Annotated in this window: 17 protein-coding genes and 1 pseudogene; 16 read left to right on the top strand and 2 right to left on the bottom strand. The window is 42.3% G+C overall.

The genetic code is table 11. From position 1 onward, the window contains the following. Positions 1–101: 101 nt before the first annotated feature. The 3 genes from mnmA (at position 102) to mnmG (ending at position 3,742) form a co-directional block, all read left to right on the top strand. Positions 102–1,223, top strand: coding sequence for a tRNA 2-thiouridine(34) synthase MnmA (gene mnmA / locus JQ843_RS00125; protein WP_203212598.1), 1,122 nt, complete (start codon positions 102–104; stop codon positions 1,221–1,223). Positions 1,224–1,363: 140 nt separating this feature from the next. Next, positions 1,364–1,819: an NUDIX hydrolase gene (locus tag JQ843_RS00130; RefSeq protein ID WP_203212599.1), complete on the top strand. Its 456-nt coding sequence runs from the start codon at positions 1,364–1,366 to the stop codon at positions 1,817–1,819. 9 nt (positions 1,820–1,828) lie between these two features. Then, positions 1,829–3,742, top strand: coding sequence for a tRNA uridine-5-carboxymethylaminomethyl(34) synthesis enzyme MnmG (gene mnmG, locus JQ843_RS00135; RefSeq protein WP_203212600.1), 1,914 nt, complete (start codon positions 1,829–1,831; stop codon positions 3,740–3,742). A 139-nt stretch (positions 3,743–3,881) separates the two neighbouring features. Here the strand turns inward: mnmG and rnjA are convergent, their stop codons facing one another. Together rnjA and JQ843_RS00145 are read right to left on the bottom strand one after the other, a co-directional pair. Further along, positions 3,882–5,561 (bottom strand): ribonuclease J1, encoded by a 1,680-nt coding sequence (gene rnjA, locus JQ843_RS00140; protein ID WP_033685613.1) that lies wholly within the window; start codon positions 5,559–5,561, stop codon positions 3,882–3,884. 1 nt (position 5,562) lies between these two features. Next, the gene (locus JQ843_RS00145) at positions 5,563–5,796 is read right to left on the bottom strand and encodes a DNA-dependent RNA polymerase subunit epsilon (protein WP_000639571.1); all 234 of its coding nucleotides are present in this window, start codon (positions 5,794–5,796) and stop codon (positions 5,563–5,565) included. A 1,000-nt stretch (positions 5,797–6,796) separates the two neighbouring features. Between JQ843_RS00145 and JQ843_RS10145 the strand changes: the two are divergent. The 13 genes and pseudogenes from JQ843_RS10145 to JQ843_RS00205 all read left to right on the top strand — a co-directional run bounded on the left by JQ843_RS10145 (position 6,797) and on the right by JQ843_RS00205 (position 16,418). Then, a pseudogene (locus JQ843_RS10145) lies at positions 6,797–7,009 on the top strand (hypothetical protein). Positions 7,010–7,112: 103 nt separating this feature from the next. Next, positions 7,113–7,796 carry a tRNA (adenosine(37)-N6)-threonylcarbamoyltransferase complex dimerization subunit type 1 TsaB gene (gene tsaB / locus JQ843_RS00150; RefSeq protein ID WP_020901818.1) on the top strand — a complete coding sequence of 228 codons (684 nt, stop codon included), beginning with the start codon at positions 7,113–7,115 and terminating at the stop codon, positions 7,794–7,796. Then, positions 7,793–8,230 carry a ribosomal protein S18-alanine N-acetyltransferase gene (gene rimI / locus JQ843_RS00155; RefSeq protein WP_020901819.1) on the top strand — a complete coding sequence of 146 codons (438 nt, stop codon included), beginning with the start codon at positions 7,793–7,795 and terminating at the stop codon, positions 8,228–8,230. The genes tsaB and rimI overlap by 4 nt, the downstream gene beginning before the upstream one ends. Beyond that, on the top strand, positions 8,220–9,230 hold the full coding sequence (gene tsaD / locus JQ843_RS00160; RefSeq protein ID WP_020901820.1) for a tRNA (adenosine(37)-N6)-threonylcarbamoyltransferase complex transferase subunit TsaD: 1,011 nt from the start codon (positions 8,220–8,222) through the stop codon (positions 9,228–9,230). The genes rimI and tsaD overlap by 11 nt, the downstream gene beginning before the upstream one ends. 103 nt (positions 9,231–9,333) lie before the next feature. After that, complete coding sequence (locus JQ843_RS00165) at positions 9,334–10,197, top strand: Rgg/GadR/MutR family transcriptional regulator (RefSeq protein WP_020901821.1); 864 nt, start codon at positions 9,334–9,336, stop codon at positions 10,195–10,197. A gap of 230 nt (positions 10,198–10,427) precedes the next feature. Beyond that, complete coding sequence (locus tag JQ843_RS00170; RefSeq protein WP_004254985.1) at positions 10,428–10,712, top strand: bacteriocin immunity protein; 285 nt, start codon at positions 10,428–10,430, stop codon at positions 10,710–10,712. Between the two features lie 121 nt (positions 10,713–10,833). Then, the gene (locus tag JQ843_RS00175) at positions 10,834–12,060 is read left to right on the top strand and encodes an MFS transporter (protein ID WP_004254988.1); all 1,227 of its coding nucleotides are present in this window, start codon (positions 10,834–10,836) and stop codon (positions 12,058–12,060) included. Positions 12,061–12,203: 143 nt separating this feature from the next. Beyond that, positions 12,204–12,830, top strand: a complete 627-nt coding sequence (locus JQ843_RS00180) for a TetR/AcrR family transcriptional regulator (RefSeq protein ID WP_001224323.1) — start codon at positions 12,204–12,206, stop codon at positions 12,828–12,830. After that, complete coding sequence (locus JQ843_RS00185; protein ID WP_000036821.1) at positions 12,830–13,342, top strand: HdeD family acid-resistance protein; 513 nt, start codon at positions 12,830–12,832, stop codon at positions 13,340–13,342. The genes JQ843_RS00180 and JQ843_RS00185 overlap by 1 nt, the downstream gene beginning before the upstream one ends. A gap of 125 nt (positions 13,343–13,467) precedes the next feature. After that, a complete protein-coding gene (locus JQ843_RS00190) occupies positions 13,468–14,163 on the top strand; it encodes an AzlC family ABC transporter permease (protein WP_153192703.1) in 696 nt (231 codons plus the stop codon). Continuing rightward, the gene (locus JQ843_RS00195) at positions 14,153–14,476 is read left to right on the top strand and encodes an AzlD domain-containing protein (protein ID WP_000253936.1); all 324 of its coding nucleotides are present in this window, start codon (positions 14,153–14,155) and stop codon (positions 14,474–14,476) included. The genes JQ843_RS00190 and JQ843_RS00195 overlap by 11 nt, the downstream gene beginning before the upstream one ends. A gap of 103 nt (positions 14,477–14,579) precedes the next feature. Beyond that, the gene (locus tag JQ843_RS00200; protein ID WP_033680840.1) at positions 14,580–15,410 is read left to right on the top strand and encodes an amino acid ABC transporter substrate-binding protein; all 831 of its coding nucleotides are present in this window, start codon (positions 14,580–14,582) and stop codon (positions 15,408–15,410) included. Between the two features lie 153 nt (positions 15,411–15,563). After that, complete coding sequence (locus tag JQ843_RS00205; protein WP_000694523.1) at positions 15,564–16,418, top strand: MetQ/NlpA family ABC transporter substrate-binding protein; 855 nt, start codon at positions 15,564–15,566, stop codon at positions 16,416–16,418. Positions 16,419–16,514 lie beyond the last annotated feature (96 nt).

Consider the following 16,514-nt stretch of genomic DNA (forward strand, 5'->3'; position numbering starts at 1 on the left):
TCCAACCAAGCATGTTATAATGAATACTGCTCAAGCGACCTTCAATCGTTAAGCACACACGACCTTCAATCGTGAATAAACGAATAGATGGGAGACTTACCATGAGTGAGAACTCTAAAACACGTGTTGTCGTAGGGATGAGTGGTGGTGTTGATTCGTCGGTGACGGCTCTTTTACTCAAGGAGCAGGGCTACGATGTGATCGGTATCTTCATGAAGAACTGGGATGACACAGATGAAAACGGCGTCTGTACGGCGACCGAAGATTACAAGGATGTGGCTGCGGTGGCAGACCAGATTGGCATTCCTTACTACTCTGTCAACTTTGAAAAAGAGTACTGGGATCGCGTTTTTGAGTATTTCCTAGCGGAATACCGTGCAGGGCGCACGCCAAATCCAGATGTTATGTGCAACAAGGAAATTAAGTTCAAGGCTTTTTTGGACTATGCCATGACCTTGGGGGCAGACTATGTAGCGACTGGGCACTATGCCCGAGTGGCACGTGATGAGGATGGCATCGTTCACATGCTTCGTGGTGTGGACAATGGCAAGGACCAAACCTATTTCCTCAGCCAACTCTCACAAGAACAGCTTCAAAAAACTATGTTCCCTTTGGGGCATTTGGAAAAGCCTGAAGTTCGCAGACTAGCAGAAGAAGCAGGCCTTGCGACTGCTAAGAAGAAAGACTCGACAGGGATTTGCTTTATAGGAGAAAAGAACTTTAAAAACTTTCTCAGCAACTACCTGCCAGCTCAGCCTGGTCGCATGATGACTGTGGATGGTCGCGATATGGGCGAGCATGCAGGTCTGATGTACTATACGATTGGTCAGCGTGGAGGTCTAGGTATCGGTGGGCAACACGGTGGAGACAATGCCCCTTGGTTCGTTGTCGGAAAAGACCTCAGCAAGAATATCCTCTATGTAGGACAAGGTTTCTACCATGACTCACTCATGTCAACCAGCCTAGAGGCTAGCCAAGTCCACTTTACTCGTGAGATGCCAGAGGAATTCACGCTAGAATGTACGGCTAAATTCCGCTATCGTCAGCCTGACTCTAAGGTGACCGTCCATGTCAAAGGAGACAAGGCAGAGGTTATCTTTGCAGAACCGCAACGCGCCATCACACCAGGTCAGGCAGTTGTCTTTTACGACGGGGAAGAGTGTCTAGGTGGTGGTTTGATTGACAATGCCTACCGCGATGGACAAGTTTGTCAGTACATTTAGATTGACAAATTTTCTCAATTTGCTACAATAATAAAAGCAATAGAAATGATGGTCAAAGCTCATGGATGTTGCAGGCTTTTTTGTCCTGCACTTCTTTGGAGTTTTGACTGTTTTTGTGTCGTTTAAGGGAAAGGACAAGAATGACTCAGCAAGACTTTCGGACAAAAGTAGGAAATACAATTTTTGGAGTTCGGGCGACAGCCTTGATTCTCCAAAATCGCAAGCTTCTAGTTACCAAAGATAAGGGCAAGTATTACACTATCGGAGGTGCGATTCAAGTCAATGAAAGCACGGAAGACGCGGTAGTCCGTGAAGTGAGGGAAGAACTGGGTGTCAAAGCTCAAGCTGGGCAACTAGCTTTCGTGGTTGAAAATCGTTTTGAACAGGACGGTGTTTCCTATCACAACATTGAATTTCATTATTTGGTAGACTTACTTGAAGATGCTCCGTTGACCATGCAGGAAGATGAGAAAAGGCAGCCCTGTGAATGGATTGACATAGACAAGCTTGAGGGTATCAATCTAGTTCCAGCTTTTTTAAAAACAGCCCTGCCAGATTGGGACGGCCAACTAAGACACATCCATCTTGAGGAATAGGAGAGAAATATGACATATAATTTTACAGAAGAATACGATATTATTGTAATTGGTGCGGGACACGCTGGGGTCGAAGCTTCCTTGGCCGCTAGCCGTATGGGTTGTAAGGTCTTACTTGCGACTATCAACATTGAAATGCTGGCTTTCATGCCTTGTAACCCCTCTATCGGTGGTTCTGCCAAAGGGATTGTTGTGCGTGAAGTTGATGCCCTCGGTGGCGAGATGGCCAAAACTATTGACAAGACTTACATCCAGATGAAGATGCTCAACACAGGGAAGGGGCCAGCTGTCCGTGCCCTTCGTGCGCAGGCTGACAAGGAGCTTTATTCCAAGGAAATGCGCAAGACGGTTGAAAATCAAGAAAATCTGACCCTTCGTCAGACTATGATTGATGAGATTTTGGTGGAAGACGGCAAAGTTGTCGGTGTTCGTACAGCGACCCATCAAGAGTATGCTGCTAAGGCTGTTATCGTGACGACAGGGACGGCTCTCCGTGGGGAAATTATCATCGGAGACCTTAAGTATTCATCAGGTCCTAACCACAGCCTAGCTTCTATTAACCTTGCTGACAACCTCAAGGAATTAGGACTCGAAATTGGTCGTTTCAAGACAGGAACGCCTCCACGTGTCAAGGCTTCTTCAATCAACTACGATGTGACAGAAATTCAGCCAGGAGACGAAGCGCCTAATCACTTCTCTTATACTTCACGTGATGAGGATTATGTCAAAGACCAAGTGCCATGTTGGTTGACTTATACCAATGGTACCAGTCATGAGATTATCCAAAACAACCTCCACCGTGCGCCTATGTTTACAGGTGTGGTCAAGGGAGTGGGACCTCGTTATTGCCCATCGATTGAGGACAAGATTGTGCGCTTTGCGGACAAGGAACGCCACCAACTCTTCCTTGAGCCAGAAGGGCGCAATACAGAGGAAGTCTATGTTCAAGGTCTATCAACTAGTCTGCCTGAGGATGTCCAACGTGAGCTGGTTCATTCCATCAAAGGTTTGGAAAATGCAGAGATGATGCGAACAGGTTATGCTATTGAGTATGACATGGTCTTGCCTCACCAGTTGCGTGCGACTTTGGAAACCAAGAAAATCTCAGGTCTTTTCACTGCTGGTCAGACAAATGGAACGTCAGGTTACGAAGAAGCTGCTGGGCAAGGGATTATCGCAGGTATTAATGCGGCTCTGAAAATCCAAGGCAAGCCTGAATTGATTTTGAAGCGCAGTGATGGTTATATCGGGGTGATGATTGATGACTTGGTGACCAAGGGCACCATTGAACCCTACCGTCTATTGACCAGTCGTGCTGAATACCGTCTCATTCTCCGTCATGACAATGCCGATATGCGTTTGACAGAGATGGGACGTGAGATTGGTCTTGTGGATGATGAACGCTGGGCTCGCTTTGAAATCAAGAAAAATCAATTTGAAAATGAGATGAAACGTTTAGATAGCATCAAACTCAAGCCAGTCAAGGAAACCAATGCCAAGGTTGAGGAGATGGGCTTCAAACCGTTGACAGATGCGGTGACAGCCAAGGAATTCCTTCGCCGTCCAGAAGTGTCTTACCAAAATGTGGTGGCTTTTATCGGACCAGCTGCAGAGGACTTGGATGACAAGATTATCGAATTGATTGAAACAGAAATCAAGTATGAAGGCTACATTTCCAAAGCCATGGACCAGGTTGCCAAGATGAAGCGCATGGAAGAAAAACGCATTCCAGCCAATATCGACTGGGATGACATTGATTCTATCGCAACCGAAGCCCGTCAGAAGTTCAAACTCATCAATCCAGAAACCATCGGCCAAGCCAGCCGTATTTCGGGAGTAAACCCGGCAGATATTTCTATTTTAATGGTGTATCTTGAAGGTAAAAATCGTAGTATTTCTAAAACTCTTCAAAAATCAAAATAATACGTCGTCGGCTTCGGCTCACCTAACTCAAGTTATGCTTTCGCCTAGCCTTCTAGTCTGATTTCGATTTTTATTGAGTTTCAATCTCAAAAGAAAGCATAGAGAAAAACAGCTCCGTCTTCGGGGCTGTTTTCTTGCTTTATTCTTCATCTGGTGTGAGGATCATAGGGATGATAATCGGTTCACGTTCTGTATTTTCATAAAGGAAGGGGCGAATAGCGTTGACAATGGCACCATTGACTGATTGCACGCTAGCATCCTTATTTTTCAGTGCGATACGAATTGCATTGAAGAGGATGCGCTGGCTTTGGCGAATCAAGTCGCCAGACTCTCTCATGTAGACAAAGCCTCGGCTGAGGATGTCTGGGCCAGACAGAATCATCTGCGATTTGAAGTCAACAGTTGCGACTGCCAGAACGACACCGTCTTCAGATAGATCACGACGATCTTTGAGGACAGCTGCGCCGATTTCACCGATACGATTTCCATCGACATAGATATCTTGGGCGTTGAAATGACCTGCGATACGAGCTGAGTCAGCAGTAAGGGCAAGCACATCACCATTGCTCATGATAAAGATATTGTCCTTCTCAACACCAGTATCCACTGCTAGTCCAGCGTGGACCTTTTGCATGCGGTATTCACCGTGGACAGGCATGAAGTATTTTGGCTTAATCAAGCGGAGCATGAGTTTTTGCTCTTGCTGGCCACCGTGTCCAGAGGTATGGATATTGTTAACCTTACCGTGGATAACTTCGACACCAGCTTCAGAAATGATGTTGATCAGCTTGTTGACGCTAGTAGTGTTTCCAGGGATTGGACTAGAAGAGAAGATAACCGTATCGCCTGGTTGGAGTTGCACCTGACGGTGGGTTCCGTTGGCGATACGAGAGAGTGCTGCCATCGGCTCCCCCTGACTACCTGTACAGAGGATAAGAACCTCGCCAGCAGGGTAGTCTTTGATTTCATTTGGCTCGATAAAGGTTCCCTTAGGAGCTTTGATGTAGCCAAGATCGATTCCGTTGACAATGGCCTTTTCCATCGAACGACCAAAGACAGCGATCTTACGTCCAGTCTTAACAGCAGCTTCTGTTGCTTGCTGGAGACGGAAGATATTTGAGGCAAAGGATGCAAAGATGATACGTCCCTCTATGCCTTGGATAATCTTCATGATGGACTGACCAACGACTTTTTCAGAGTTGGTAAAGGTTGGCACTTCTGCATTTGTTGAGTCAGACAGGAGACAGAGCACGCCTTCTTCGCCAAGGGCAGCCATACGGTGCAAGTCCGCAGGTTCTCCAACTGGAGTAAAGTCGAACTTAAAGTCACCCGTACAGACGATTTTTCCTTGAGGTGTATGAATAACAATCCCCAAAGGCTCTGGAATGGAGTGAGTGGTTCTAAAGAAAGTTGCCTTGAGATTTTTAAAGGTCAACTCAGTGTTGTGGTTGATTTCGTAAAGTTTGGCGTTGCGCAAGAGGCCGTGTTCTTCGAGTTTCCCACGGATCAAAGCCAAGGCAAGTGGTCCAGCATAGATAGGGACATTTGCTTGCTTGAGTAGGAAAGGAATCCCACCGATGTGGTCCTCGTGTCCGTGTGTGATTAAGACAGCCTTGACGCGGTCGATATTGTCCACGATGTATGAGTAGTCAGGAATGACATAGTCGATACCCAGCAAGTCATCTTCTGGGAATTTAATCCCAGCATCGACGATAACAATCTCGTCTTGGTATTCAATCCCGTAAGTGTTTTTCCCGATTTCTCCCAGACCACCGATGGCAAAAACGCCGACTTCTTCAGGTTTAAGAGTGTAGGCCATATTAGAACTCCGTAATTTCGAAGGCGCCAGTTTCTTTTTCGTAATCTAGCAATTTGTCAGACAAGAGTTCGATATACTCGATATTGTACTCTGGGCGATTTTCTTCGACAAGTTGGCGAGCAGCGATACGGCCCTCAAGTTCTGAGTTAGCATCGATGTCTAGGTATAGTGCGCGTGTTGTTTCACGGCGTGGGCTACGTTCTTTTGTTTCTTGATAAAAAACTTTGTAAATCATATAGTTCCTTTCTATTTACAGGTCAGCTTATTCCAAACTTTTAGCAGAGATTTGTTGATTTCATTCCATTTTGTGTCTAGATTGACCTTGATTCGTTACAATTATTTCAATTATACCACAAAATGAAAAATTAGTAAAAGACGGAAACGAGAAAGTCGTGAGGGGAAGAGGGAGCAAAAGATAGATAGGATTCGTTCGGAGAGCGCTTAGGTGTTATAATTAAAGGGGAAATCTAAAGAGATAGTAGATTTAAGGGAGAATATAGTTCTAGTTTCATTAATCGTTGGTGTAGATGGTTGGGACAGAATGGTATCTTTGAAAAAAGAAAAAGCTCTTGAGAAATCTCGAGAGCAAATAAAAAAGCTGAGACAAAACTCGGGGATTTTCCTGGAGCAGTCCAGGTGGCAGCACCTCTACCTGAAGCGAATGCATCGCAACCTTTGAATGACTTGTCACCAAATCAAACTCGATCTCAGCCTTTACTTAATTCTATCATCTATGAGGTTAAGAAGTCAATCTATAAGTATAACGATGTAGAAATAGCAAGATGGAGTGGAGTGCTTACTAAAAGGCAAAGACAAGCACTTAATTTAAGAGTAAGCAAAAAGAGAGGACCAATGGTAGTCAGGGGTCTTTACAGCTCAAAGCTGAAGGCAGTCCCACACCCGTACCAGAAGTTGGTACCTTTGAACGCTCTGTTACCAGTCGCTCTACGTTATCCTCTCAATATTTATATTTTACTATAACTTACTGAGGGAATCAACTTTAAAAGCATCAAAAAGCTCCTGACCGAAGTCAAGAGCTGTCGAACACTGGGGGCGAATTGTTCAATCGCAATTCCAGTTCTTTAGAAACCAAAGTTTCAGGGATAGCACCGCAACCCGAAGAGTCAACGACTCAACCTGATTTTCCTACCAGTGTTGAATTACATTTTAACATTGATAGACCAACATAGTCAACAGTTTATATAAAAATAGGAATACCAAAAGTAGGATTAAGAATGTTTAGTTTGTTTGAATTTGCGATAGGGTTAGCCTCTTGGTGTTTATAGTCTTTGTAGTCTGTGTCTAAGGGGGAATGCTCTGTTTGTATATCTGGGACACCGCAAAAAAAATTCCTTTGGAAGCTTGCTTTTGTGACTCTCTACTCGCTTTTTCTCCTCCTCGTAACCTATGTCGTTTGGTTTGTATTTTACTTTGGATTAAATGCTTAGATGCCCTGCTCATGCTGGGGCTTTTTGTTTGGGGGCAAAGAAAATTCCCATGTGCCAGCTTTTGTAGTATAATAGTAAGCAGACAAAAAGATAGGAATGTGTTATGAAAGTATTAGCTTTTGATACGTCCAGCAAGGCTCTTTCTCTCGCTATTTTAGAGGACAAGCAGGTTCTTGCCGAGACGACGATTAATATTAAGAAAAATCACAGTATTACCCTTATGCCTGCCATCGATTTTTTGATGGCAAGTTTGGATTGGACACCCAAGGATTTGGACCGAATCGTGGTGGCGGAAGGGCCAGGTAGCTACACAGGTTTGCGAATCGCGGTAGCAACTGCCAAGACTTTGGCTCATACCCTGAACATTGAGTTAGTTGGTATGTCTAGCCTCTTGGCTCTGGTGCCCTACCAACAAGAAGGCTTGTTCGTTCCCTTGATGGATGCGCGTCGCAACAATGTTTATGCAGGATTTTATGAAAATGCCAAACCTGTCATGCCAGAAGCGCACCTATCTTTTGAAGAGGTGTTAGAGAAAGTTAAGGGTGCTAGTCAGGTAACCTTTGTCGGAGAAGTTGCCCCCTTTGTGGAGCAGATTCAAGAACACTTGCCAAGGACTAATTACAAAGAAACCTTGCCTAATGCAGCCAATCTTGCTCTTTTGGCTTGGGACAAGGAAGCAGACTCCTTGCATGATTTTGTGCCGAACTACCTCAAGCGTGTTGAGGCTGAGGAAAACTGGCTCAAGAACCATACCGAGTCTGGTAAGTCCTACATTAAACGCCTATGATAGAAATCAAACGAACTCACCAGCAACCTGATCTGGCTCAAGCCATCTACGCTGTTATGATAGCTGTTTACCCAGTCAGTCCTTGGACGCTGGAACAAATCCAAGCAGACCTGTCCCAAGACCAGACTTGGTATGCTCTAGCTTATGATGGGGAAGAAGTGATTGGCTTTCTAGCTGTGCAGGAGAATCTTTTTGAGGCAGAAGTCCTGCAAATCGCTGTCAAACAAACCTATCAGGGTCAGGGAATTGCATCAGCCTTGTTTGCTCAATTGCCGACAGACAAGGAGATTTTCCTCGAAGTCAGAAAGTCAAATCACCGAGCACAAGCATTTTACAAGAAAGAAAAGATGGCAGTCATCGCTGAGCGAAAGGCCTACTACCATGACCCAGTCGAGGATGCCATTATCATGAAGAGAGAAATAGATGAAGGATAGATATATTTTAGCATTTGAGACATCCTGTGATGAGACCAGTGTCGCCGTCTTGAAAAACGACGATGAGCTCTTGTCTAATGTCATTGCTAGTCAAATTGAGAGCCACAAACGTTTTGGGGGCGTAGTGCCAGAAGTAGCCAGTCGTCACCATGTCGAGGTCATTACAGCCTGCATCGAGGAGGCGTTGGCAGAAGCAGGGATTACCGAAGACGATGTAACAGCTGTGGCGGTTACCTATGGACCTGGCTTGGTGGGAGCTTTACTAGTTGGTTTATCAGCTGCTAAGGCCTTTGCTTGGGCACATGGACTTCCGCTGATTCCCGTTAACCACATGGCTGGTCACCTTATGGCAGCTCAGAGCGTGGAGCCTTTGGAGTTTCCCTTGCTAGCCCTCTTGGTCAGCGGTGGACACACAGAGTTGGTTTATGTTTCGGAGGCTGGTGACTACAAGATTGTTGGGGAAACGCGAGATGACGCGGTTGGTGAGGCCTATGATAAGGTCGGCCGTGTCATGGGCTTGACCTATCCTGCCGGTCGTGAGATTGACGAGCTGGCTCATCAGGGGCAGGATATTTATGACTTTCCTCGTGCCATGATTAAGGAAGATAATCTGGAGTTTTCATTCTCAGGTTTGAAATCTGCCTTTATCAATCTTCACCATAATGCCGAGCAAAAGGGAGAAAGTCTGTCTACAGAGGACTTGTGTGCATCCTTCCAAGCAGCTGTCCTGGATATTCTCATGGCAAAAACTAAGAAGGCTTTGGAGAAATACCCTGTTAAAACTCTAGTCGTGGCAGGTGGTGTGGCAGCCAATAAAGGTCTCAGAGAACGCCTAGCAACCGAAATCGCAGATGTCAAGGTCATCATTCCACCTCTGCGCCTCTGCGGAGACAATGCAGGTATGATTGCCTATGCCAGCGTCAGCGAATGGAACAAAGAAAACTTTGCAAGCTTGGACCTCAATGCCAAACCAAGTCTCGCTTTTGATACCATGGAATAAAGAGTCAGCTTAGGGCTGGCTTTTTTGCTCTCTTAAATGTCAGAATATTTTGACAAATAATTGTGAATAATGATATACTATATAAAAAATAGGAGGTGGTGAGATGATTGAGAGAATGGAGTTGGGAGAATTTTACAAGGAATTACGTTTGGCGAGAAAGCTCAAGCAGTCAGATGTGGCTTGTGCTGGTCTAACAGCCTCTCAGTTGTCCAAGTTTGAACTAGGGCAGTCTATGCTATCTGCGGATAAGTTGATCCTAGCCATCCAAGGGATCAATATGAATTTTGATGAGTTTGGTCATAAGCTAAACAATTATCAAGAATCCCTACATATGCAGATTGGTAGAAAGGTTGTGGATCGCTTTGCCCACCAAGATATAGCTGGTTTAGAGCAACTGTTGGAGGAAGTCGAGCAAGAACAGATGGCAGAGACCTATCGTCGTTTGAATGCCATTGTAATTAAAAACGCACTCCATTCCTTAAATAAGAACTATCCATTAGTAAAAGAAGATAGCGAGTTTTTGACTATCTATCTCTATGCTATTGAGTCTTGGACCTGGTTTGAACTCTATCTCTTTTGCAATACCATGCCCTTCTTGAGCAATCAAGATTTGATATTTTTATCGACCGCTTTAATTGAGAAATCTAGGGAATTTAAAGAGTTGGTACATAATCGATTGTATATGAAAAGTGGATTTCTGAATATTATATCAGAACTCATGGAGCGTAAACTTTTCTCTTATATCCCAATTTTTGAAGCTGAGCTAGAGAGCATGCTTCGTCCATACGATGTTTTTGAAAAAGTATTGTGGCAGTTTTTAAAGAAAATGAAGATTTTCCTTCAAACCAAAGGAAGCAATCAAAAAGAGATTGAAAGATTTATCCAATCTCTGCAAGTATTAGAAAATCCACAATTGCTAGCCCTCTTCGAATTGCGTTTGAAGCAATACAAAGAACTTATTGAGTAGTCAACAATTGCAAATCTGAAATTTCTATAAGAAAAAATATCAAATATGCGATTTTCTAAAATAAGCTAATTTTCGTGTTATACTATCCTTGTAAAGCACTTCAAGCAGATCCTAAGTCGCAGAAGTGGTTTATAGATGGGAATTCGTACAGTATATGTTTAATTATGAGCATACTGTAAATGGCTGGACTAAAAGTGAAACTTGGCGTCCTAGATAAAATGAGGTAAACGATGGAAAAACAAAGTCAGTTACAAATGTTAATTCATTCCCTATACAATAATAAAGAAATTAGCTTGACGGAAGAATTTAGGAAGCAATTGCTGGAAACAGCAAAACAGTTCTCTAGTACTAATGAAGATTTGTTAGCTGTACGTCTTTCTTTTGCCGTCTCTAAAGAATTGTTGAGCTTTAAAGGTGAACCGCCGACAGAGTTGTTGGATTTAGCAAAATTTGTCCAAAAGAAAGAAGCTAAATACAAGCAGGGAATAGTGTGGTCTGGTATTTTTAAGATATGATTTATTATAAAATACGGCATGAACATCATATAATGGATGAATCTGAATATGAGCAAGGCTTGGAGTTCAATATTAAACCAAGTCTTGTTTTCTATACACTGGAACTTTAAAAGGAGTTGTGATGAAAGTATTTCTTCAAAATAGAAATTTTAGGCAATTAACCATCAACCAGTGGATTTCAACGGTTGGGGATACGATTTTTTATCTGGCCTTTTTGAATTATGTGGCAGATGCATCTTTTGCCCCTTTGGCGATTTTACTGATCACGATTTCAGAAACCCTTCCTCAAGTTCTGCAAATCTTTCTGGGAGTTTTGGCGGATTTTCAACATCATCGTGTCCTAAAATATACAATGATTAGTTTTGCAAAATTTTTGCTTTACTCTATCGTTTCTTTATCACTTTCAGGGCAGTCCTTTTCCTTGTTATTAGTAGCATTTATTTGTCTGATTAACCTCTTATCTGACACATTGAGTTATTTTTCAGGCGCCATGCTCACTCCGATTTTCATTAGAATTATTGGGCAAGACCATCTGGCAGAAGCTATTGGATTTAAACAGTCAACTGTTAGTTTAGTGAAAACAATCAGTAATATTCTAGGAGGAGTCTTACTAGGTATTCTATCTATCCAGTCTATTTCCTTACTGAATGCTCTGACCTTTTTAATCGCATTTTTAGGTATTCTTTTCATAAAAACAGACCTCTTGAAAGTAGAAAAAACGATTAGCTATCAAGAAGGACTCTCTGTAAAATCCTTTTGCCAGCATCTGCTCCAATCATCAAAATTGATATGGAATATGAATAAGGTGCTCTTGGTTTTGTTTATTATCTCTATTAGTCAAGCAGTGATAAATGTTACAGTTCCTGTTTCTACTCTGTTTTTGAGGAATCAGCCCTTTTTGAATTTACAAACAGGTCAATCTCTTGCCTTGTTATCCACCCTTGAATTGTCAGCCCTTATTGTCGGAAGCCTTGTGAGTGGCTATCTGAAGAATACAATCTCCATAAAACTAGCCCTATATGCCTCGCTTATTATCCAATTACTCCTTTTAGTTGGCTTTGTGGCAGTTCGTTTTGACTGGATTCTTATCTTTAGTGCCTTGGATGCCTTTTTCGCAGGTATCCTCTCTCCTCGATTACAGGAACTCATTTTTAAACAAATACCTGAGGAGTCAATGGGAGCAGTTCAATCCTCTATCGGTGCCATTACAGTTGTTTTACCTAGCTTATTTACAATAGCTTTGGTAACCATTGCTACTAGCTTTGGAACTCTGGCAGTTAGCTTTGTTTTATTGCTATTTCTTCTAGCTGCCTTTATCATACTCTTGAATATCCGTGAAAACATTTAGCGAAGAATGTGTATATTATATGTTTGAGACTGGATTCCAGTCTGTTTATGATGGCTACAATCAGCAGACTGTTAAATTTTTGAGAAAGTTGCTTGACATTTCAGACCAATCGGTTTATAATTCAAAAATGTAGAGATAAATACATGAGAAAAGAAGAAAAAACAAGACTACGAAGAGAGAAAATCATTACCGCTGCTTTGTTTGAATTTGCTACAAAAGGCTATCAAGGTTTTGTCATCAATGAACTTTGTAAAGTGGATGGTATTTCCAAAGGAGTTTTGTATCATAATTTTTCAGGGAAATCAGACCTCTATCTAACTTGTTTTCAGGAGAGTTTTGAGAAAGCTTTGGCAGTGTTTCTGGGGGTGGAAGGTCAAGTGCCCTCCTTAGCTGATTATATGGAAAGACGTCACCAATTTTATCAGCAATACCCAGAACATAGCCACATTTTCTTTGAGGCAATGATTGCGACACCAGAAGAATTGGAAGCAGACATTGCACCACAGAAAGCTATCTTTTTGGACTTGAATGAACAAGTTTGTCAAAAACTTATATCAGAATCCAAACTGAAAGAGCATATTGATGAGAAACGAGCTATGGACTATCTGCGATTGATTCAGGATATGTTTCGTTCCTATTATTTAACTGTTTCGTCAGATAGCAGTTTGCCTGACTTGGTTTCAGGATATGAACATCAATTATCACAGGTTTTGGATATGATGATTTATGGAATACTAGAGGAAGATTCCTCTAAAAAAGGAGAAAAATAATGTCGAAAATTTGGAAATGGTTGTTACTAATTGCGGGTATTTTTGCAGTTTTTGTAGGTTTTAATATGTTTGCACATCCTCTTATTAGCTTGGCTTCCATGACTTTCTGGTTTGCACTTGTATTTGCAGTTCAAGGGATTTCTGAGATTGTACAATACTTCAAATCAGAAGAAAAGCATGGCTGGAATTTATTTGGAGGAATTGTTACCCTCATCCTCGCTCTTACCTTGTTCTCAGGTAGCTTTATTGAAATGGTAACATTTGTACCATTTATCATTTCTTTATGGGCCTTGACAAATGGTATTACAAAAACTATCGTTGGTTTCAAGGTTCGTAAGACGGATAAATCGGTAGGTACCCCTCTAGTTTGGATGGGGATTTTAGGAATCGTAGCAGGTTTAATCATGATGGGACACCCATTGATGACCGGTCTCTATATTAGTTACACCATTGCCTTTGTCTTTATTTATCAAGGTATTGTGGCAATTGTTCAATTCTTCAAGATTAAATAAGAATAAAATGGAGTCTGTCTGATTACAATCAGCAGACTTTTTTCTCTTTCCTGAATGTGTTATAATAGTCCATGCTGTGGCTGGAACTGATTCAGCCTACTTATTAAGACAATACGAGGAGAAAGATGAAAGAAAAAGGATTTTGGGAGGGGGCGCAGGCGGCCATGCCAACGGCCCTTGGTTATATCAGTATCGGACTGGCCTGTGGGATTATTGGTGCGCCCTATGTGACACCTGTTGAGATGGGCTTGATGAGCCTCTTTGTTTATGCTGGGAGTGCCCAGTTTGCCATGTTAGCCTTGATTGCAGTTCAGGCGCCTGTGGCAGCTATTGCTATGACGGTCTTTTTGATCAATTTGCGTCTCTTTTTGCTGAGCTTGCATGCATCGACCTATTTCCGTCATACCAGTCTCTGGCAAAATATTGGTATGTCTAGTCTCTTGACAGATGAGACCTATGGTGTTTTGATGGGCGAATTGGCCCATACAGACAAGGTCAATCCGATGTGGATGCATGGAAACAATCTCAACAGCTATGTGGCTTGGTTTGTGGGGACAGTGGTTGGAACGGCTCTAGGTGGCCTGCTACCAAATCCAGAAATATTTGGTTTGGACTTTGCTTTGGTTGGGATGTTTATCGGAATTTTTGCTTCGCAATTCCAGATTATGCAAAGACTGATTCCTGTCCGCAATCTGCTCATTATCCTAGCAGTTGTTGCGGTGTCCTTCTTTTTACTCTTGACAGTAGTATCTCAGTCGCTAGCTGTTCTGTTTGCGACGCTACTTGGTTGTACAATGGGGGTGGTCTTAGATGGTCAGTAAGTATCTTTTATTAGCAGTTATTTTCTCTGGCTTGGTGACGTGGATTCCCCGTATGATTCCTTTCATCTTGGTCAAGTATAAGGGATTGCCTGCGATTGTTGAGCGCTTTTTGAAGTTCTTGCCCGTTTCCATTATCTTTGCCTTGATTCTTTCAAGCGTAGTGACAGGTAAGGTTGGGAGCCTTCCTCAAATCAAATGGTTGGACTTTTTAGCAGTCTTTCCAACGGCTTGGGTAGCCTTTCGTTATCGCAATCTAGTCGGAACGGTTCTCTTTGGAGTGGTCTTGATTGCCGTCTTGCGTCTGGTCTTTTAAATTAGCCATAAAGAAAACCTATCACAGATATAGATATCATATAATGGCGCAAATGGTCTTTTTCTGTTAAGATTATAAGGTATTCTATTTTGGAGGAAATGACATGAAAAAAATCGTTAAATACTCATCTCTTGCTGCCCTAGGGCTTGTTGCTGCAGGTGTGCTAGCAGCTTGCTCAGGTGGTGCGAAAAAAGAAGGAGAAGCAGTTAGCAAGAAAGAAATTATCGTTGCAACCAATGCTTCACCAAAACCATTCAACTATGAAGAAAATGGTGAATTGACTGGTTACGAAATTGAAGTGGTTCGCGCTATCTTTAAAGATTCTGACAAGTATGATGTCAAGTTTGAGAAGACTGAGTGGTCAGGTGTCTTTGCGGGTCTTGACGCTGACCGTTACCAAATGGCCGTTAACAACATCAGCTACACTAAAGAACGTGCAGAAAAATACCTTTATGCAGCTCCAACTGCTAAAAACCCTAACGTTCTTGTAGTGAAAAAAGACGACTCTAGCATCAAATCGCTTGATGATATCGGTGGAAAATCAACAGAAGTTGTTCAAGGGACAACATCTGCTAAACAGTTGGAAGACTACAACAAACAACACTCAGATAATCCAACTGTCCTTAACTACACTAGAGCAGACTTCCAACAAATCATGGGACGCTTGAGCGATGGGCAATTTGACTACAAGATTTTTGATAAAATCGGTGTTGAAACAGTCATCAAGAACCAAGGTTTGGACAACTTGAAAGTTATCGAACTTCCAAGCGATCAACAACCTTACGTTTACCCACTTCTTGCTAAAGGTCAAGATGAGTTGAAAACATTTGTAGACAAACGCATCCAAGAACTCTACAAAGACGGAACTCTTGAAAAACTGTCTAAACAATTCTTCGGAGACACTTATCTACCAGCAGAAGCTGATATTAAATAATTTTTTGAAATCATCCATTCTGCATAAGGTGGATGATTTCTCAGTTTTTAGGGATATAGTTTTAAACTATATATCTGGCTATCTAATAACAATTTGTGAAATCAAACAAATTGTGAGATACTAGTACGGTATTATTTTTAAGGAGAAAGAATCATGAAAATTAAAAAATGGCTTGGTGTAGCAGCCCTTGCTACAGTCGCAGGTTTGGCTCTTGCAGCTTGCGGAAACTCAGAAAAGAAAGCAGACAATGCAACAACTATCAAAATCGCAACTGTTAACCGTAGCGGTTCTGAAGAAAAACGTTGGGACAAAATCCAAGAATTGGTTAAAAAAGACGGTATCACTTTGGAATTTACAGAGTTCACAGACTACTCACAACCAAACAAGGCAACTGCTGATGGTGAAGTAGACTTGAACGCTTTCCAACACTACAACTTCTTGAACAACTGGAACAAAGAAAACGGGAAAGACCTTGTAGCGATTGCTGATACTTACATCTCTCCAATTCGCCTTTACTCAGGTTTGAATGGAAGTGACAACAAGTACACTAAAGTAGAAGACATCCCAGCAAACGGAGAAATCGCTGTACCAAACGATGCTACAAACGAAAGCCGTGCGCTTTACTTGCTTCAATCAGCTGGCTTGATTAAATTGGACGTTTCAGGAACTGCTCTTGCAACAGTTGCTAACATCAAAGAAAATCCAAAGAACTTGAAAATTACTGAATTGGATGCTAGCCAAACAGCTCGTTCATTGTCATCAGTTGACGCTGCCGTTGTAAACAATACCTTCGTTACAGAAGCAAAATTGGACTACAAGAAAGCACTTTTCAAAGAACAAGCTGATGAAAATTCAAAACAATGGTACAACATCATCGTTGCGAAAAAAGATTGGGAAACATCACCTAAGGCTGATGCTATCAAGAAAGTGATCGCAGCTTACCACACAGATGACGTGAAAAAAGTTATCGAAGAAACATCAGACGGTTTGGATCAACCAGTTTGGTAATAAGAAACAGGGAGGTGGGAGAGAAAATTCCACCTCTTGCTTTTGTATAGAGCATGGATTGTCAGGAAGAGTAGTTCATAGAAAGGTAGAGAGAAT

The organism is Streptococcus mitis (genome assembly GCF_905187495.1).
GTDB classification, from domain to species: Bacteria; Bacillota; Bacilli; order Lactobacillales; family Streptococcaceae; genus Streptococcus; species Streptococcus mitis_CU.